Origin of the sequence: Escherichia sp. 93.0816 (assembly GCF_013368855.2) — a bacterium.
GTDB classification, from domain to species: Bacteria; Pseudomonadota; Gammaproteobacteria; order Enterobacterales; family Enterobacteriaceae; genus Escherichia; species Escherichia ruysiae.
Genome location: NZ_JABWNC020000009.1, coordinates 57804 through 77574, shown reverse-complemented (window position 1 = coordinate 77574; position 19771 = coordinate 57804). Strand labels below are relative to the sequence as shown.

General features: G+C 53.9%; 14 protein-coding genes. 11 read left to right on the top strand and 3 right to left on the bottom strand.

Translation table 11 applies throughout. The features are described 5' to 3' along the window. Positions 1–68 precede the first annotated feature (68 nt). Positions 69–2333, bottom strand: coding sequence for a hybrid sensor histidine kinase/response regulator (locus tag HEM79_RS12005; protein WP_176243085.1), 2265 nt, complete (start codon positions 2331–2333; stop codon positions 69–71). Between the two features lie 113 nt (positions 2334–2446). On the opposite strand from HEM79_RS12005, the gene HEM79_RS12000 reads away from it, so the two are divergent. The 4 genes from HEM79_RS12000 to HEM79_RS11985 are packed head-to-tail and all read left to right on the top strand — an operon-like array spanning position 2447 to position 6972. Then, positions 2447–3967, top strand: coding sequence for a sugar ABC transporter ATP-binding protein (locus tag HEM79_RS12000; protein ID WP_021551529.1), 1521 nt, complete (start codon positions 2447–2449; stop codon positions 3965–3967). After that, positions 3964–4938 (top strand): ABC transporter permease subunit, encoded by a 975-nt coding sequence (locus tag HEM79_RS11995; RefSeq protein ID WP_021551530.1) that lies wholly within the window; start codon positions 3964–3966, stop codon positions 4936–4938. The genes HEM79_RS12000 and HEM79_RS11995 overlap by 4 nt, the downstream gene beginning before the upstream one ends. A gap of 30 nt (positions 4939–4968) precedes the next feature. Beyond that, complete coding sequence (locus tag HEM79_RS11990) at positions 4969–5910, top strand: ABC transporter substrate-binding protein (protein WP_001237477.1); 942 nt, start codon at positions 4969–4971, stop codon at positions 5908–5910. A gap of 60 nt (positions 5911–5970) precedes the next feature. Further along, positions 5971–6972 (top strand): carbohydrate kinase family protein, encoded by a 1002-nt coding sequence (locus HEM79_RS11985; RefSeq protein ID WP_000970595.1) that lies wholly within the window; start codon positions 5971–5973, stop codon positions 6970–6972. On the opposite strand, the gene HEM79_RS11980 is transcribed toward HEM79_RS11985, so the two are convergent. After that, on the bottom strand, positions 6969–7676 hold the full coding sequence (locus HEM79_RS11980; RefSeq protein WP_000805927.1) for a response regulator transcription factor: 708 nt from the start codon (positions 7674–7676) through the stop codon (positions 6969–6971). The genes HEM79_RS11985 and HEM79_RS11980 overlap by 4 nt on opposite strands. Before the next feature lie 290 nt (positions 7677–7966). Here HEM79_RS11980 and yjcS point away from each other — a divergent pair, with 290 nt between their 5' ends. The 7 genes from yjcS to yjcO all read left to right on the top strand — a co-directional run bounded on the left by yjcS (position 7967) and on the right by yjcO (position 18128). Beyond that, positions 7967–9952 carry an alkyl sulfatase YjcS gene (gene yjcS, locus HEM79_RS11975; protein ID WP_176243086.1) on the top strand — a complete coding sequence of 662 codons (1986 nt, stop codon included), beginning with the start codon at positions 7967–7969 and terminating at the stop codon, positions 9950–9952. 208 nt (positions 9953–10160) lie between these two features. Further along, complete coding sequence (locus HEM79_RS11970; RefSeq protein WP_010344852.1) at positions 10161–10436, top strand: YtcA family lipoprotein; 276 nt, start codon at positions 10161–10163, stop codon at positions 10434–10436. 18 nt (positions 10437–10454) lie between these two features. Continuing rightward, entirely contained in the window at positions 10455–11486 is a 1032-nt protein-coding gene (gene mdtN, locus HEM79_RS11965) for a multidrug efflux transporter periplasmic adaptor subunit MdtN (protein WP_000446396.1), read from the top strand. Then, positions 11486–13537 (top strand): multidrug efflux transporter permease subunit MdtO, encoded by a 2052-nt coding sequence (mdtO, locus tag HEM79_RS11960; RefSeq protein WP_176243087.1) that lies wholly within the window; start codon positions 11486–11488, stop codon positions 13535–13537. The genes mdtN and mdtO overlap by 1 nt, the downstream gene beginning before the upstream one ends. Further along, the gene (gene mdtP, locus HEM79_RS11955) at positions 13534–15000 is read left to right on the top strand and encodes a multidrug efflux transporter outer membrane subunit MdtP (RefSeq protein WP_176243088.1); all 1467 of its coding nucleotides are present in this window, start codon (positions 13534–13536) and stop codon (positions 14998–15000) included. The genes mdtO and mdtP overlap by 4 nt, the downstream gene beginning before the upstream one ends. Positions 15001–15197: 197 nt before the next feature. Beyond that, the gene (gene fdhF / locus HEM79_RS11950) at positions 15198–17345 is read left to right on the top strand and encodes a formate dehydrogenase subunit alpha (RefSeq protein ID WP_077629246.1); all 2148 of its coding nucleotides are present in this window, start codon (positions 15198–15200) and stop codon (positions 17343–17345) included. 93 nt (positions 17346–17438) lie between these two features. Beyond that, a complete protein-coding gene (gene yjcO, locus HEM79_RS11945; protein ID WP_105280899.1) occupies positions 17439–18128 on the top strand; it encodes a Sel1 family TPR-like repeat protein YjcO in 690 nt (229 codons plus the stop codon). Between the two features lie 82 nt (positions 18129–18210). Here the strand turns inward: yjcO and gltP are convergent, their stop codons facing one another. Further along, a complete protein-coding gene (gene gltP, locus HEM79_RS11940) occupies positions 18211–19524 on the bottom strand; it encodes a glutamate/aspartate:proton symporter GltP (RefSeq protein WP_021551536.1) in 1314 nt (437 codons plus the stop codon). Positions 19525–19771 lie beyond the last annotated feature (247 nt).

Genomic DNA, 19771 nt, shown 5'->3' with positions numbered 1-19771 from the left:
CCCATTCAGAGCAGAATTGCTCACAATAGCAGCACGTTTGCTCCAGGCCTCTTGATAAATTCTGAAAATCATCCCTCAATTTGCCCCAATGCCTGCGCCAGTTGCACGCGGGTAAAAGGTTTGCGCAGCAGCGCCACTTCTGGCAACGCGGGGTTATAGCTGGGGCGTAAATCCTGACCGCTGATAAGCAACAGCGTCAGGTGTGGGTAGCGTTTGCGTGCTGCATTGACCACTTCTGCGCCGCTCATACCGCCTGGGAGCATTAAGTCGCTGATAAAAATATCGATTTCCACTGATGCCGCCAGCAGATCCAGCGCCTGTTCGCCGCTGCTGGCTTCCAGCGTCAAATAGCCCAGCAGGTGCAACTGTTCGCAGATTGTCTGGCGTACTGCAGCTTCATCTTCCAGCACCAACACCAGCTTATCGCCGCTGACGGCTGTCTGTTCTACCACCGCTGACGATACATTTTTCGCCGCCAACAACGCACGGGGAAGCTGTAGTCTGACCGTCGTTCCCTGCCCCGGCGCGCTTTCGATTTCCACCCTCCCGCCGGACTGACGCACGAAACCATAGACCATTGACAAGCCCAGCCCGCTGCCGCTCCCCGTCTGTTTAGTGGTAAAGAACGGTTCGAACACCTGGTCTTTCACCTCCTGCGACATTCCACAGCCATGATCGATAACCTCCAGAGCCACCATGTCCTGACGCTGCCCACCGCTACGGGTGACACGCTGGTTCCAGGTGCGGATTTTGAGGGTTCCCGTCAGCCCTTCCATCGCATCACGAGCGTTCATCACCAGGTTGATGATGGCGTTTTCCAGTTGGCTGACGTCAATCCACGCAGGCCACGCCGGAGACTGCGCTTCAATCTCCAGCGTCAGCGTTGCCGGTAAGGAGTGGCGCATCAATTCGCTTAACTCTTCCAGTAATGTTTTCAGTTCAATGGATTGTGGATGTAAGGACTGCTTGCGGGAAAATGCCAGCAGCCGTTGGGTCAGTAGCGCGCCACGTTCGGCGGCTTGCTGCGCCCGCTGTATTCGCGGCGCGTCGGGCGATTCCGTGTTCACCAGCTCCAGGCTGCCAATAATCACCGCCAACAGATTATTAAAATCATGCGCCAGTCCCCCCGTCAGTTGCCCGACCGCTTTTAGCTTCTGGCTGTGCAATAGCGCCTCTTCCAGCCCCTGCCGCTCGGTTTGGGCAATCTCCATCTGCGTGGTTTTCTCTTTCAGCAGCCGTGACGTCCGTTCAAGCGATGCGGTATTACGGGCGAAGACGTTAAAGGCGCGTGCCAGTTCCCCCAACTCATCACGCCGCTGTAACGCCGGAAAGCTGACGTCTGCTTCACCGTGCGCCAGACGACTCATGGCGCGAGAAATCGCCGTCAGGTTTGAGCCAAGATTGCGATAGATGTACCAACCTGCAAACGCGGTGATCACCACCGCTAACAGGGCAAAGATCATGATCACCCTCTCGCCGGAGCGCAGATCCTGGTAACTTTGCGCTACCCGCTGACCGGAAAGCATCGCCACCTGTTCGGCATAATGGTTAATATCGCTGTTAAGGATCGCCACCAGAGCTTTGATGTGAAACATATACCAGCTAATCGCCAGATCGCTTTGCTCCAGTGACGCCGAAAGCGGCGCGAGTTTACGCAGTTCACGATTAAAATCAGTAAGTAGCGTATTTACTAACGGCGTATCACTATGAGTCGGCAGTGCAGACATCACTTCGACCAGTTGATGAATAATCGCCTGCGGTGCTGGAGTGGCAATGGCGGCGACGATCAGCCGGTTCATCTCGTTAAGCAAAATATCATCTTGCGCGTGAGTGACTTTTTGCAGATGCCGCAGATAACTTAAGTTTTGATATAGCGAACTTAACAACGCGTTACGCTCTAGGTGCCGCCTTTGCCCCCGCTCCAGCATTCCGCCGACGCTGGTTTGCAGTTCATTGCTGCGCTGGATGATTCGCGCCACCAGCCCGGCGTCCTGCTGTGCTAAAGGCGCTGTCGCCAGTTGCTCAAGTGAGCTTTTTAATGCCCGCTGTGTCTCCAGTAATCGCTCGGCTTCGCCTTTATATTCCAGCGCCCCCACCACCTGTGACAATCGCACCGCCGCCGTCGCCACGTTTGCCGTGTCGCGCGCCAGATTCAGGCTGCCGGTCATATCATCTACCGTTTGCTGCTGCACCAGTTCCTGCATCTGGCTGGCATGACGAAAGCCCATCACCGCCACGCCGCAGACCATCAGCGTCACCGCCACCACCAGCAAATTTAAAAGCAGCAATCGCCCGCGCGCGCTGGCAAAAAAGTGACGTCCGGGGTGCGCCATATCACGCTCCGTGAAGAAAATTCGCAATATGACAAATATGAACGGCTTCTGACATTTTGCATTTACTTTCCTGTGATGGAGTGCTGATATCGACAACCTCGCAGGAGTCCGCCATGAACAGCACGCCAGTTCTGGAGATGCGCAATATTGCCAAAGCCTTCGGCAAATTTTATGCGCTCAAAGGGGTGGATTTGACGGTCTACCCAGGCGAGATCCATGCCCTGATGGGGGAAAACGGTGCCGGGAAAAGCACGCTGATGAAGGTGCTGGCAGGGGCTTATACCGCCACCAGCGGCGAGATCCTGATTGATGGCAAACCCTTTCACATTCGCACGCCAAAAGATGCCTTAAGCGCAGGTATTACGCTGATTTATCAGGAGATGCAGCTTGCACCCAATTTGACGGTGGCAGAGAACATTTTCCTCGGCAGCGAGCTTTCCCACGGTGGGCTGGTGCAGCGTAAAGAGATGCTGGTACAGGCGCAAAAAGTGATCGACCGCCTCGGCGCGCAGTTCAACGCCAGTGATAAAGTCATGACGCTGACCATTGCCGAGCAACAGCAGGTCGAAATCGCCCGCGCGCTGCATCGCAACAGCCGCATTCTGGTGATGGACGAACCCACCGCCGCCCTCTCCTCCCGTGAAACTCACCGCCTGTTTGAACTGATTATGCGGCTGCGCGATGAAGGGATGGCGATTATCTACATCAGCCACCGCATGGCGGAAGTGTATGAGCTTTCCGATCGCGTCAGCGTGCTGCGCGACGGGCAATACGTTGGCAGCCTGACCCGCGACAACCTCAACGCCGGAGAGCTGGTGCGGATGATGGTCGGAAGGCCGCTGAGCGATCTGTTCAATAAAGAACGCGATATCCTGCCCGGCAAAGCCCGCCTGAACGTTCACCACCTGACCGACGGCGGCAAAGTGCAGCCGAGCAGTCTGCTGGTGCGTTCCGGCGAAATTGTCGGCCTCGCAGGGCTGGTGGGTGCCGGACGTTCCGAACTCGCGCAGTTGATCTTCGGCGTGCGTAAAGCAACGGGCGGAATGATTGAAGTGGATGGCGAACCGGTGGTGATCCACTCCCCGCGCGAAGCCATCGATCTTGGCATTGGTTTTCTCACCGAAAATCGCAAAGAACAGGGGCTGTTTCTTGAAATGGCGGCAGCCGAAAACATCACCATGGCAACCCTGGAGCGCGATGCCAGCTGGGGGATGCTCAACCGCAAAAAAGCTCAAACCATCTCCGATGATGCCATTAAGTTGCTCAACATTCGTGTGCCTCATTCCCAGGTGCGAGCGGGCGGGCTTTCCGGCGGCAATCAGCAAAAACTGTTGATCTCCCGCTGGGTGGCGATTGGCCCGCGCATTTTACTGCTCGATGAACCCACGCGCGGCGTGGACGTCGGCGCAAAAAGCGAGATCTACCGGATCATGAACGAGATGGCGCGCAAGGGCGTGGCGATCCTGATGATCTCCAGCGAACTGCCGGAGATAGTCGGGATGAGCGATCGCGTTTATGTAATGCGCGAAGGCAGCATTGCCGGTGAGTTAAACGGCAACAACATCACCCAGGAAAACATTATGACCTTAGCGACCGGCGTCAATGACGCCCATTCCCAGGCGGTGCGCTCATGACAACATCTGCAAAGACCTCTGCCAAAAAAATGTTAATGAGCGATCTAATGCAAACGGTCGGCATTTTGCCGATTCTGATCCTGATCGTGGCGGTTTTTGGCTTTATCGCGCCAAACTTTTTTACCGAAAGTAACCTGCTGAATATTACCCGCCAGGCGTCGATCAACATTGTGCTGGCGGCAGGAATGACCTTCATCATTTTGACCGGCGGGATCGATCTTTCTGTAGGTTCAATTCTCGGCACCACGGCGGTGGCGGCGATGGTCGTCTCCCTTAGCCCGGAGTTCGCCATGCTGTCGATCCCGGCGGCGCTGATGCTCGGCCTGCTGCTGGGGTTGTTCAACGGCGCGCTGGTGGCCTTTGCCGGATTACCACCGTTTATCGTCACACTCGGCACCTATACGGCGCTGCGCGGGGCGGCGTATCTGCTGGCGGATGGCACTACGGTTATCAACTCCAACATTAATTTCGAGTGGATAGGCAACAACTATCTTGGGCCGATCCCCTGGCTGGTGGTCATTGCGCTGGCGGTGATCGTGGTGTGCTGGTTTATTCTGCGCCGTACCACGCTTGGCGTTCATATCTACGCCGTCGGCGGCAATATGCAGGCGGCACGTCTTACCGGCATTAAAGTCTGGCTGGTGCTGCTGTTTGTTTATGGCATGAGCGGCCTGCTTTCAGGGTTGGGCGGAATTATGAGTGCCTCGCGACTGTACAGCGCCAACGGCAACTTAGGCATGGGTTACGAACTGGACGCCATTGCGGCGGTGATCCTCGGCGGCACCAGTTTTGTCGGCGGCATCGGCACCATCACCGGCACGCTGGTGGGGGCGCTGATTATCGCCACGCTAAACAACGGCATGACCTTAATGGGCGTCTCTTACTTCTGGCAACTGGTGATCAAAGGGGCGGTGATCATCATTGCGGTGCTGATCGACAAATACCGTACCCGACATCATCAAAGCGCATAACAACAATACCCTACACATGAGGAATACAGCATGAGATTGAAGCCCTTAGTGACCGCGCTCTGTGCAGGCGCGCTGCTGGTCGCAGCACCGTTCGCCCAGGCGAAAGAACTGAAATCGATAGGCGTGACGGTGGGCGATCTGGCGAACCCGTTCTTCGTGCAGATAACCAAAGGCGCGGAGCTGGAAGCGCGCAAACTGGCAGGCGATAACGTCAAAGTGACGCTGGTGTCCAGCGGCTACGATCTGGGCCAGCAGGTTTCGCAAATAGACAACTTTATCGCCGCCAACGTCGATATGATCATCCTCAACGCTGCCGATTCAAAAGGGATCGGCCCGGCGGTGAAACGGGCGAAAGATGCCGGGATCGTGGTAGTGGCGGTTGACGTAGCGGCAGAAGGTGCCGATGCGACTATCACTTCCGATAACACCCAGGCGGGCGAAATGGCCTGTAAATACATCACCGATCGCCTGAAAGGGAAAGGCAACGTGGTGATCATCAACGGGCCGCCGGTGTCCGCCGTGCAGAACCGCGTCGAAGGCTGCCAGACCGAATTTAAACGCCATCCTGACATCAAGGTGCTCTCTGACAACCAGAACGCCAAAGGCAGTCGTGAAGGCGGGCTGGAGGTGATGACCGGGCTGCTGGCGGCAAATCCGAAGATCGACGGCGTGTTTGCGATTAACGATCCCACCGCGATCGGCGCCGATCTGGCAGCAAAACAGGCACAACGTAACGAGTTCTTTATTGTTGGTGTGGATGGTAGCCCGGACGCCGAAGAGGCGCTGAAGCGTGAGAACTCGTTGTTTGTCGCAACCCCCGCACAAGACCCACAGGTGATGGCGGCGAAAGCCGTCGAGATCGGTTATGACATTTTGCAGGGCAAACCCGCGCCGAAAGAGCCGGTGCTGATCCCGGTGACGATGATCGACAAAGACAACGTCGGCAATTACAAAGGCTGGACGGTGAAATAAGTCCGAGGCCGGGCGGCGACGCTGCCCGGCGACAACGCATTAGCTAATCCAGGAGCTGGCATGATGGAACGTAAAGGTATTATCGCAGCAGGAAATATGCTGGTTGACCACGTCCACCAGATTATCCAGTGGCCGGAGCGCGGCTGGCTGGCTGAGATCACCCACAGCGAACGCTCCACCGGTGGCGCACCGCTTAACGTCCTGCTGACGCTGGCGAAAATGCGCGCCGGGCTGCCTTTGCAGGCGGTCGGGCTAATCGGTCAGGACAGCGACGGCGATTACATTATGGCAATGCTGGAGCAATATCACGTCAATCGCCAGCATGTGCAGCGCACCACTTTTGCGCCGACGTCGATGTCGCAGGTGATGACCGATCCCAGCGGACAGCGCACCTTTTTCCATTCACCGGGCGCTAACCGGCTGCTGGATCTTCCGGCGTTCGACCAGCTTGATAGCAGCATGAAAATCTTCCATCTCGGTTATCTGCTGTTGCTCGAAAGCCTGGATATGCCAGACGATGTTTATGGCACTCGCAGCGCCCGCCTGCTGGCGCAGATGCATGACGCTGGCTATGAAACCTGTCTCGATCTGGTTTCCCGCAAGGGCGATCCGCGCTATCAGCCGCTGGTATTGCCCGCGTTGCGTCATCTGGATTATCTGGTGATTAACGAACTGGAGGCCGGGGAATTTAGCGGGCTGGAGATTCGTTTGCCTAACGGCGAGCCACATATCGCGCATATTGCCGCCGCCGCGCGCGAACTGTTAGATGCGGGCGTGCGCCAGCGCGTGGTGATTCACTGCGCGGAAGGCGCATGGGGAGAGACGCCAGAACAGGGCGGCATGTGGATACCCTCACGGAAATTAGAACCGCGCGAGATTATCGGTAGCGTCGGCGCGGGTGATGCGTTTTGTGCCGGATTTTTGTATGGCTGCCACGAACGCTGGACGCTTACCGAGAGCATCAAACTGGCACATGCCTGTGCGCGCGCGAGCCTGTTATGCGCCAACGCCATCGACGGGGCAAAAACACTGGAAGAGCTGCAAACAGAAATGTCGGATTAATGCACGTCGGCAGCGAAGACATAACCCAGACCGCGCAGAGTTTTAATCAACATTGGCTGATGCGGGTTCAGTTCGATTTTGCGTCGTAGTCGCATGATTAATACGTCGATGGTGCGATCAAACACCTCTATGCTGTCACTATGGGTAAACTCCAGCAACTGCTCGCGGCTCAATACCCGACGGGCGTTTTGTGCCAGTGCCAGCAACAAGCCATATTCGCCCTGAGTCAGCTCAACAAGTTGCTGTCGCGGATTGTGTAGCTGGCAGCGTGTGGTATCGAGATACCAGCCATTAAATGATAGCCCGGCATTTTTCTCCTCATTGACCGCCAGCACGCCAACGCGCCGTAACACCGCTTTTAGTCGCGCGACCACTACCCGTGGGGTAAATGGCTTGCAGATGTAATCATCCGCGCCCATTTCCAGCCCGACCACCACATCAGACTCACTGCCCAGACCGGTCAGCATCACCACCGGCAATGCAGGACGCATTTTCTGTAGTTGTTGTAATACCATCAGGCCGTTGGTATCAGGCAACATCATATCCAGCACCACCAGCGCAATATCAGGATCGCCTTCAATACACGATATTGCCTCCTGTCCGGTATGGCAGACTGAAACCGTAAAGACATGTTCGCTTAACACGTCCTGCAACAGTGCACAGATAGCCGCGTCATCATCCACCACCAGCACCACGGGTTTCATGGTTACACTCCGCATTATTCGCCTGATTAATCATTGTGCGTACTTCCTGGCGAAGTGAAAGAGGAAAGCAATATATATAATGAAAATATAATTCATGTCACATTATTGATATTGTTAATAGATATGCCGTACTTTTTCACCTTCAGCACAAATGCCTAATAAAATGGCTCGTTCCGCTCACACTTCCGTTTATTAAAGTCGTCGTTTCCCAATTATGATAACGCCAGCTTTAAATGACGTATTTTGCATGGACTACATATTTACGACATAAATGATAAATGGAGATTTATATGAATAACTCTCAGTTATTCCGTTTGAGCAGGATTGTTATTGCCTTAACCGCCGCCAGCAGCATGATGGTAAATACCGCTTACGCAACAGATGAAGCGAAAGCCGCCACTCAATATACGCAACAGGTAAATCAGAATTACGCCAAATCATTACCGTTTAGCGATCGTCAGGATTTTGACGATGCCCAGCGTGGATTTATCGCCCCGCTGCTCGATGAAGGTATTCTGCGTGATGCGAACGGCAAAGTTTACTACCGCGCGGATGATTACAAATTTGATATTAATGCCGCTGCGCCGGAAACGGTAAACCCCAGCCTGTGGCGTCAGTCGCAGATCAACGGTATTTCTGGCCTGTTCAAAGTCACCGATAAAATGTATCAGGTGCGTGGTCAGGACATCTCCAACATTACGTTCGTGGAAGGCGAGAAAGGCATTATTGTTATCGACCCGCTGGTGACGCCACCAGCCGCAAAAGCCGCACTTGACCTTTACTTCCAGCATCGTCCGCAAAAACCGATTGTTGCGGTTATCTACACCCACAGCCACACCGACCACTATGGCGGTGTGAAAGGCATTATCTCTGAAGCTGATGTTAAATCGGGCAAAGTTCAGGTGATTGCCCCTGCTGGCTTTATGGACGAAGCCATCAGCGAAAACGTACTGGCGGGTAATATTATGAGCCGCCGTGCGCTCTACTCTTACGGCCTGTTACTGCCGCACAACGCGCAGGGCAACGTGGGTAATGGCCTTGGCGTGACGCTGGCAACCGGTGACCCAAGCATTATTGCGCCAACCAAAACTATCGTCAGAACTGGCGAGAAGATGATTATCGACGGTCTGGAGTTTGACTTCCTGATGACCCCAGGTAGCGAAGCACCAGCGGAAATGCACTTCTATATTCCGGCCCTGAAAGCCCTGTGTACCGCCGAGAACGCCACGCATACCCTGCACAACTTCTACACTCTGCGCGGCGCGAAAACCCGCGATACCAGCAAGTGGACCGAGTATCTGAACGAAACGCTGGATATGTGGGGTAACGAAGCAGAAGTCCTGTTTATGCCGCACACCTGGCCGGTATGGGGCAATAAGCATATCAATGATTATATTGGTAAATATCGCGATACCATCAAGTATATTCACGACCAGACCCTGCACCTGGCAAACCAGGGCTACACCATGAATGAAATCGGCGACATGATTAAGCTGCCGCCAACGCTCGCCAATAACTGGGCCAGCCGTGGCTATTACGGTTCTGTCAGCCACAACGCCCGTGCGGTATATAACTTCTATCTCGGCTATTACGACGGTAACCCGGCAAACCTGCATCCGTATGGACAGGTGGAGATGGGTAAACGTTATGTGCAGGCGCTGGGCGGTTCCGCACGCGTCATCAACCTGGCGCAAGAAGCGAACAAGCAGGGTGATTATCGCTGGTCGGCAGAACTGCTGAAACAGGTGATTGCCGCCAATCCTGGTGATCAGGTAGCGAAGAATCTGCAAGCCAGTAACTTTGAACAGCTTGGTTATCAGGCGGAGTCCGCCACCTGGCGCGGTTTCTACCTGACTGGCGCGAAAGAGCTGCGCGAAGGGGTACATAAGTTCAGCCACGGCACCACCGGTTCTCCGGATACCATTCGCGGGATGTCGGTCGAAATGCTGTTCGACTTTATGGCTGTTCGCCTCGATAGCGAAAAAGCCGCCGGGAAGAATATCAGCCTGAACTTCAATATGAGTAACGGCGATAACCTCAACCTGACCCTGAACGATAGCGTGCTTAACTACCGTAAAACGCTGCAACCACAAGCCGACGCCTCTTTCTACATTAACCGTGAAGATCTGCACGCCGTGCTGACCGGACAGGCGAAAATGGCGGATCTGGTAAAAGCGAAGAAAGCCAAAATTATTGGCAATGGTGCGAAACTGGAAGAAATTATTGCTTGTCTGGATAATTTTGATTTGTGGGTGAATATCGTAACCCCGAATTAATTCCACTCATTCTCGGGGGCGTTCAAGCCCCCGAAAGCATTTATATTAAAAATATATGCAGCAAATTAATACACAATATATATAAGTTATGAATGCGGTGGCTGAATAAAGCTATTTTTATTCATCAAGAATGAAGCCATACTGACGCCTTCAATGGATATTGATATTCACTACAGATATTGTTCGCAGCAGACAGGATGTATTTATTATGCCAACAGTTCTCTCTCGCATGGTGATGCAATTCAAAAAAGCAGCCTGGATAATTCCCGTCATCATGGTTTCGGGATGCTCATTATCTCCGGCGATCCCGGTGATTGGCGCTTATTATCCCAGCTGGTTTTTCTGCGCTATCGCCAGCCTTATTGTGACACTCATCACGAGGCGAATTATTCAGAGGGCAAATATCAATCTGGCATTTGTCGGAATTATTTATACCGCCCTTTTTGCTCTCTACGCCATGCTGTTCTGGCTGGCATTTTTCTAATCTATTTGAGATGCGCTCATGGAAAGTACGCCGAAAAAAGCTCCTCGCAGTAAGATCCCTGCCCTGCTGGTCGTTGCGCTGGCGCTGGTTGCCCTCGTTTTCGTTATCTGGCGCGTAGACAGTGCGCCATCAACCAACGACGCTTATGCTTCTGCCGATACCATCGATGTTGTGCCGGAAGTCAGCGGTCGTATTGTGGAACTGGCAGTCACAGACAACCAGGCAGTCAAACAGGGCGATTTGCTGTTTCGTATCGATCCTCGCCCGTACGAAGCGAATCTGGCGAAAGCCGAAGCCTCCCTCGCCGCACTGGATAAGCAAATTATGCTCACTCAGCGTAGCGTTAACGCCCAACAGTTTGGCGCCGACTCAGTTAACGCCACGGTAGAAAAAGCCCGCGCCGCCGCTAAACAGGCCAGCGATACATTGCACCGTACCGAGCCATTACTGAAAGAAGGTTTTGTTTCTGCTGAAGAAGTTGACCGTGCGAGAACCGCACAGCGCGCTGCCGAGGCCGACCTTAATGCCGTATTGTTGCAGGCGCAGTCAGCCGCCAGCGGCGTCAGCGGCGTCGATGCGCTGGTCGCCCAACGTGCAGCGGTGGAAGCGGATATCGCGCTGACCAAACTGCATCTGGAAATGGCAACCGTTCGCGCGCCGTTTGATGGTCGGGTCATTTCCCTCAAAACCTCGGTTGGGCAATTTGCTTCTGCCATGCGCCCTATTTTCACGCTAATCGACACCCGTCACTGGTACGTTATTGCCAACTTCCGCGAAACCGATCTGAAAAATATTCATGCTGGTACGCCTGCGACAATTCGCCTGATGAGCGACAGCGGCAAAACCTTCGAGGGTAAAGTGGATTCCATTGGCTACGGCGTGCTGCCGGATGACGGCGGTCTGGTGCTTGGCGGCCTGCCGAAAGTGTCTCGCTCTATTAACTGGGTCCGCGTCGCCCAGCGTTTTCCGGTCAAAATCATGGTCGATAAACCTGACCCGGAAATGTTTCGCATCGGCGCGTCGGCAGTCGCTAATCTTGAGCCGCAATAATGAGCGCCCTCAACTCCCTGCCATTACCGGTGGTCAGGCTGCTGGCGTTCTTTCATGAAGAGTTAAGCGAGCGGCGGCCTGGTCGTGTGCCGCAGACCGTGCAGCTCTGGGTAGGCTGCCTGCTGGTGATTCTGATCTCAATGACCTTCGAGATCCCCTTCGTGGCGTTATCACTGGCGGTGCTGTTTTACGGTATTCAGTCGAACGCGTTTTACACCAAATTTGTGGCGATCTTGTTTGTGGTTGCCACGGTGCTGGAGATCGGCAGCTTGTTTTTGATCTACAAATGGTCATACGGCGAACCGTTGATCCGATTGATCATCGCAGGTCCTGTCCTGATGGGCTGTATGTTTTTGATGCGCACCCATCGGCTGGGACTGGTCTTTTTCGCTGTCGCCATTGTCGCTATTTACGGGCAAACCTTCCCCGCCATGCTCGACTATCCGGAAGTGGTCGTGCGTTTAACGCTGTGGTGTATCGTTGTCGGCCTCTATCCAACCTTATTGATGACGTTAATCGGCGTGCTGTGGTTTCCCAGCCGCGCCATTACGCAGATGCATCAGGCGCTTAATGATCGGCTTGATGACGCGGTACGTCACCTGACAGAAAGTCTTGCGCCGCTACCCGAAACGCGGATTGAAAGAGAGGCGCTGGCGCTGCAAAAACTGAATGTCTTTTGCCTCGCGGACGACGCCGACTGGCGAACCCATAGCGCATGGTGGCAAAGCTGTGTGGCAACGGTAACCTACATTTACTCAACGCTGAATCGCTACGATCCCACCTCTTTTGCTGATTCGCAGGTAATCATTGAGTTTCGGCAAAAATTAGCCTCTGAAATCAACAAGCTGCAACATGCCATTGCCAAAGGGCAGTGCTGGCAAAGCGACTGGCGGCTTAGTGAAGATGAAGCGATGGCGGCACGGGAATGTAACCTGGAGAATATCTGCCAGACACTGTTACAGCTTGGTCAGATGGACCCGCACACGCCGCCAACGCCCGCCGCCAAACCGCCGTCAATGGTCGCCGATGCCTTTACTAATCCGGACTATATGCGTTACGCGGTAAAAACGCTGCTGGCCTGTTTGATCTGTTACACCTTCTACAGCGGCGTGGACTGGGAAGGCATTCACACCTGTATGCTGACCTGCGTGATCGTCGCTAACCCCAATATCGGTTCTTCGTACCAGAAGATGGCGCTACGTTTTGGCGGAGCTTTTTGCGGTGCAATTCTGGCGTTGCTGTTTACGCTACTGGTCATGCCCTGGCTGGACAATATTGTCGAATTGCTGCTCGTACTGGCACCGATTTTCCTGGTGGGCGCGTGGTTCGCCACCAGCTCTGAGCGTTCTTCTTATATCGGCACGCAGATGGTGGTGACCTTTGCTCTCGCCACGCTCGAAAACGTCTTTGGTCCGGTTTACGACCTGGTGGAAATACGCGATCGTGCCATCGGCATTCTTATCGGTACGGCGGTATCGGCGGTGATTTACACCTTTGTCTGGCCTGAAAGCGAAGCGCGCGCACTGCCGCAAAAACTGGCTGGCGCCCTGGGTATGTTAAGCAAACTGATGCGTATCCCGCGCCAACAGGAAGTCACGGCTCTGCGCACTTATCTGCAAATTCGTATAGGTCTACATGCGGCGTTTAATGCCTGTGAAGAAATGTGCCAACGCGTGGCGCTTGAACGTCAACTGGATGGCAATGAACGCGCCTTACTGATTGAACGCTCGCAAACAGTTATTCGTCAGGGACGCGACATTCTTCACGCCTGGGATGCCACCTGGAACTCGGCTCAGGCGCTTGATCACGCGCTCCAGCCGGACAGAGCCAGCCACTTTGCCGATGCACTGGAGAAATACGCTGCCGGTCTGGCAACCGCACTCAGCCATTCTCCCCTGATAACGCTTGAAGAGATACCCGCCTCGCAGGCCATCCTGCCCACCTTATTAAAGCAGGAGCAACACGTCTGTCAGCTCATCGCCCGCTTGCCAGACTGGACAGCCCCGGCATTAACGCCCGCCACGGAACAGGCACAAGGAGCCACTCAATGATCAATCGTCAACTTTCACGCTTGTTGTTGTGCAGCATTCTCGGCAGCGCGACGCTGATTTCCGGCTGTGCGTTAGTGCGTAAGGATTCAGCCCCTCATCAACAGCTTAAACCAGAGCAGATCAAACTTGCCGATGATATTCATCTTGCCAGTTCCGGCTGGCCGCAAGCGCAGTGGTGGAGAGAGTTTAATGATCCACAACTGGATGCGCTGATCCAACGGACGTTAAGCGGTTCTCACACCCTCGCCGAAGCGAAATTGCGGGAAGAAAAAGCGCAGTCGCAGGCAGATTTGTTAGATGCTGGTTCACAATTGCAGGTGGCGGCGTTAGGGATGCTCAACCGCCAGCGCGTCTCTGCCAACGGCTTTTTAAGCCCTTATGCGATGGATGCGCCCGCACTGGGAATGGATGGTCCGTACTACACCGAAGCCACCGTAGGTTTGTTTGCTGGACTGGATCTCGATTTATGGGGCGTACATCGCTCAGCGGTTGCCGCCGCCATTGGCGCGCATAACGCCGCGCTGGCAGAAACTGCGGCAGTGGAACTGTCGCTCACTACAGGCGTAGCGCAGCTTTATTACAGTATGCAGGCCAGCTACCAGATGCTCGATCTGTTAGAGCAAACCCGCAGCGTGATTGATTACGCGGTGAGAGCGCACCAGAGTAAAGTGGCGCACGGTCTGGAAGCGCAAGTACCGTTCCACGGCGCGCGGGCGCAGATTCTGGCGGTCGATAAACAAATTGCTGCCGTCAAAGGGCAAATCACTGAAACGCGAGAATCTCTGCGTGCATTGACTGGCGCGGGCGGCAGCGATATGCCGGAGATCAAACCGGTGGCATTACCGCAAGTCCAGACCGGCATTCCGGCGACACTCTCTTATGAGTTGCTCGCCAGACGTCCGGATCTGCAAGCCATGCGCTGGTATGTTCAGGCGTCATTAAATCAGGTAGATTCCGCACGGGCGCTGTTCTACCCAAGCTTTGATATCAAAGCGTTTTTCGGCCTGGATTCCATCCACCTGGATACCTTATTCAAAAAAACCAGTCGCCAGTTCAACTTCATTCCGGGTCTGAAACTGCCGCTGTTTGACGGTGGGCGGTTGAATGCCAATCTCGAAGGCACTCGTGCCGCCAGCAACATGATGATTGAACGTTACAACCAGTCCGTGCTGAACGCAGTGCGCGACGTTGCAGTCAATGGCACGCGTCTGCAAACGCTGAATGACGAGCGGGAGATGCAGGCAGAACGCGTAGAAGCGACCCGCTTCACCCAGCGCGCCGCCGACGCCGCCTACAAGCGCGGTTTAACCAGCCGCTTACAGGCAACCGAAGCCGAATTGCCGGTGCTTGCCGAAGAGATGTCATTACTGATGCTGGATAGCCGCCGCGTGATCCAAAGCATTCAGTTGATGAAATCGCTGGGCGGCGGGTATCAGGCGGCTCCCATCACCGAGAAAAAATAAAATGTCTGCCGCGTGATGGCTGTCACGCGGTATTTCGTTTCGTCACGTCAAAACTGACGACAGCCTGTTTTTCGTCAGAGTTTTGAATAAATAGTGCCCGTAATATCAAGGAATGTCCCCAAATAAAATGTGGCATAAAAGATGCATACTGTAGTCGAGAGCGCGTATGCGTGATTTGATTAACTGGAGCGAGACCGATGAAAAAAGTCGTCACGGTTTGCCCATATTGCGCATCAGGTTGCAAAATCAACCTGGTCGTCGATAACGGCAAAATCGTCCGGGCGGAGGCAGCGCAGGGGAAAACCAACCAGGGTACTCTGTGTCTGAAGGGTTATTATGGCTGGGATTTCATTAACGATACCCAGATCCTGACCCCGCGCCTGAAAACCCCCATGATCCGTCGCCAGCGTGGCGGCAAACTCGAACCTGTTTCCTGGGATGAGGCACTGAATTACGTTGCCGAGCGCCTGAGCGCCATCAAAGAGAAGTACGGTCCGGATGCCATCCAGACGACCGGCTCCTCGCGTGGTACGGGTAACGAAACCAACTATGTAATGCAAAAATTTGCGCGCGCCGTTATTGGTACTAATAACGTTGACTGCTGCGCTCGCGTCTGACACGGCCCATCGGTTGCAGGTCTGCACCAATCGGTCGGTAACGGCGCAATGAGCAATGCCATTAACGAAATTGATAATACCGATTTAGTGTTCGTTTTCGGGTACAACCCGGCAGATTCCCACCCGATCGTGGCGAATCATGTGATTAACGCTAAACGTAACGGGGCGAAAATTATCGTCTGCGATCCGCGTAAAATTGAAACCGCGCGCATTGCTGACATGCACATCGCACTGAAAAACGGCTCGAACATCGCGCTGTTGAATGCGATGGGACATGTCATTATTGAAGAAAATCTGTACGACAAAGCGTTCGTCGCTTCTCGCACAGAAGGCTTTGAAGAGTATCGTAAAATCGTTGAAGGCTACACGCCGGAGTCGGTTGAAGATATCACCGGCGTCAGCGCCAGTGAGATTCGTCAGGCAGCGCGGATGTATGCCCAGGCCGAAAGCGCATCCATTCTGTGGGGCATGGGTGTTACCCAGTTCTATCAGGGCGTGGAAACCGTACGTTCTCTGACCAGCCTCGCAATGCTGACCGGTAACCTCGGTAAGCCACATGCGGGCGTTAACCCGGTTCGTGGTCAGAACAACGTGCAGGGTGCCTGCGATATGGGCGCGCTGCCAGATACGTACCCTGGCTACCAGTACGTGAAAGATCCGGCTAACCGCGAGAAATTCGCCAAAGCCTGGGGCGTGGAAAGCCTGCCTGCTCATACCGGCTATCGCATCAGCGAGCTGCCGCACCGTGCGGCACATGGCGAAGTCCGTGCGGCGTACATTATGGGCGAAGACCCGCTGCAAACTGATGCGGAACTGTCGGCAGTACGTAAAGCCTTTGAAGATCTGGAACTGGTCATCGTCCAGGATATCTTTATGACCAAAACCGCGTCGGCGGCGGATGTTATTTTACCGTCAACCTCGTGGGGCGAACATGAAGGTGTCTACACTGCGGCTGACCGTGGCTTCCAGCGTTTCTTCAAAGCGGTTGAACCGAAGTGGGATCTGAAAACGGACTGGCAAATCATCAGTGAAATCGCCACCCGTATGGGTTATCCGATGCACTACAACAACACCCAGGAGATCTGGGATGAGTTGCGTCATCTGTGCCCGGATTTCTACGGTGCGACTTACGAGAAAATGGGCGAACTGGGCTTCATTCAGTGGCCTTGCCGCGATACATCAGATGCCGATCAGGGGACTTCTTATCTGTTTAAAGAGAAGTTTGATACCCCGAACGGTCTGGCGCAGTTCTTCACCTGCGACTGGGTAGCGCCAATCGACAAACTCACCGACGAGTACCCGATGGTACTGTCAACGGTGCGTGAAGTTGGTCACTACTCTTGCCGTTCGATGACCGGTAACTGTGCAGCACTGGCGGCGCTGGCTGATGAACCTGGCTACGCACAAATCAATACCGAAGACGCCAAACGTCTGGGTATTGAAGATGAGGCATTGGTTTGGGTGCACTCGCGTAAAGGCAAAATTATCACCCGCGCACAGGTCAGCGATCGTCCGAACAAAGGGGCGATTTACATGACCTACCAGTGGTGGATTGGTGCCTGTAACGAGCTGGTCACCGAGAACTTAAGCCCGATTACGAAAACGCCGGAGTACAAATACTGCGCCGTGCGCGTCGAGCCGATCGCCGATCAGCGCGCCGCCGAGCAGTACGTGATTGACGAGTACAACAAGTTGAAAACTCGCCTGCGCGAAGCGGCGCTGGCGTAAATCAGTCCCTCTTACAGCCTCCTTTCGGAGGCTGTTTTTTTATCGATTCGAACTCTCTATACTGACTATTCCCTACCCAATCGTATTATCAAAATGAAAAAAATTATCGCATTGATGTTGTTTTTGACATTCTTTGCCCACGCAAACGACTCCGAACCCGGCAGCCAGTATGTAAAGGCAGCAGAGGCCGGAGACCGACGCGCACAATATTTTCTTGCCGATAGCTGGTTTAGCTCCGGCGATTTGAGCAAAGCCGAATATTGGGCACAGAAAGCCGCTGACAGCGGTGATGCCGATGCCTGCGCGCTGTTAGCGCAGATCAAAATCACCAATCCGGTCAGTCTGGACTATCCACAAGCAAAAGTTCTTGCCGAGAAAGCAGCGCAGGCGGGCAGTAAAGAAGGTGAAGTGACGCTGGCGCATATTCTGGTTAATAGCCAGGCGGGTAAACCAGATTATCCGAAGGCGATTTCGCTGTTAGAAAACGCCTCGGAAGATTTAGAGAATGATACTGCCGTTGATGCCCAGATGCTGCTTGGCTTGATTTACGCCAACGGCGTGGGCATTACCGCTGACGATGACAAAGCAACCTGGTATTTCAAACGCAGCTCCGCGATTTCCCGTACCGGTTATTCCGAGTACTGGGCGGGGATGATGTTCTTAAACGGTGAAGAGGGTTTTATCGAGAAGAACAAACAAAAGGCGCTGCATTGGTTGAACCTGAGCTGTATGGAAGGGTTTGATACCGGATGTGAAGAGTTTGAGAAATTAACCAACGGCTAAGCCAGGCCTGATAAGACGCGTTAAGCGTCGCATCAGGCATCCACACATTGCCGGGTGGATATAACCTCCCGGCAATCTTCAATTACTGATCCGCAGTCTTATCAAATTTGCCCAGCATTTCACGTTCATAGGCCATCGCCTTTTTGCGGTCAAATTTGTGTTCCCACTTGGCAATCACCAGCACCGCCAGCGCATTACCCACCACGTTCAGCGCGGTACGCGCCATGTCGAGGATACGGTCAACACCGGCAATAAACGCCAGGCCTTCCAGCGGAATACCCACGCTCCCCAGCGTTGCCAGCAGCACCACAAACGACACGCCCGGCACGCCTGCAATCCCTTTCGAGGTCACCATCAGCGTCAGCACCAGAATGATTTCCTGCCAGATGGAAAGGTCAATGCCATACAACTGCGCGATAAAGATAGCGGCAATACTTTGATACAGCGTCGAACCATCGAGGTTAAAGGAGTAACCGGTCGGCACCACGAAACTGGTGATCGACGCCGGTGCACCGTAGGCTTCCATCTTCTCAATAATTCGCGGCAGCACGCTTTCAGAGCTGGCAGTGGAGTACGCCAGAATCAGCTCATCTTTCAGAATGCGAATCAGGATCCAGACGCTCAACCCGCACAGACGCGCCACAATTCCCAGCACCACCAGCGCGAAGAACAGAATGGCGAAATGCACCAGCAGCACCAGCTTCGCCAGCGGCCACAGGGAAGAGAAACCGAAGTTAGCCACCGTCACCGCAATCAACGCGAACACCCCAATCGGCGCGTAACGCATCACCATGTGAGTCACTTTAAACATGGTTTCAGAGATGGAGCGGAACACGGTCACCAGCGGTTCACGATGCGTCGCTGGCAGGGAGGAAAGCCCCAGACCAAACAGCACCGAGAAGAAAATGATCGGCAGCATTTCGCCTTTCGCCATCGACGCCACAATGTTCGTCGGCACCAGCGACAAAATAGTGCCCATAATGCCGTGGGAACTGCTTTGCACTGCTTCCGTGGTGCTCTGATATTTCGATATATCAACGGTCGCCAACTGCGACATATCAACACCGGAACCGGGCTGGAAGACGTTTGCCAGAGTGATCCCCAGAATGATGGCGACGGTGGTGATCACTTCAAAGTAGATAATGGTTTTCGCGCCAATACGCCCGAGCTGTTTAGCATCACCAACACCTGCAATCCCAACCACCAACGTGGAGATAACAATCGGCACAACAATCATTTTGATCAGGTGGATGAAGATATCACCCGCCGGAGAGAGCAAATTGACGACCAGCCATTCGCGACTGTCGCTATGGTAGTGCAGGTAGCTTCCCAGGAGAATGCCCAGCACCATAGCAAACAGAATCTGCCAGGCCAGGCTGAATTTTATATTTTTCATATGAATGACTTCCTCAATGGAGCGCCGTTCCCCGCTCAGAAACGCGAGAACGTGACATACTGCCAGGGCATGAATTGTGTTGCGTTGGTTTGTAGATTTTTTTAACGCTTATGATCAGTATCATTTGCGCGGTATGTTGCGCAACCCTTTAACAACAGAGCTTTTCGCTGCATTAATGCATAATAACGCGAGTTTATGACAGGTTATATGAATAACCATTTGTTATGGAAAGATTTTTATTTGTTTA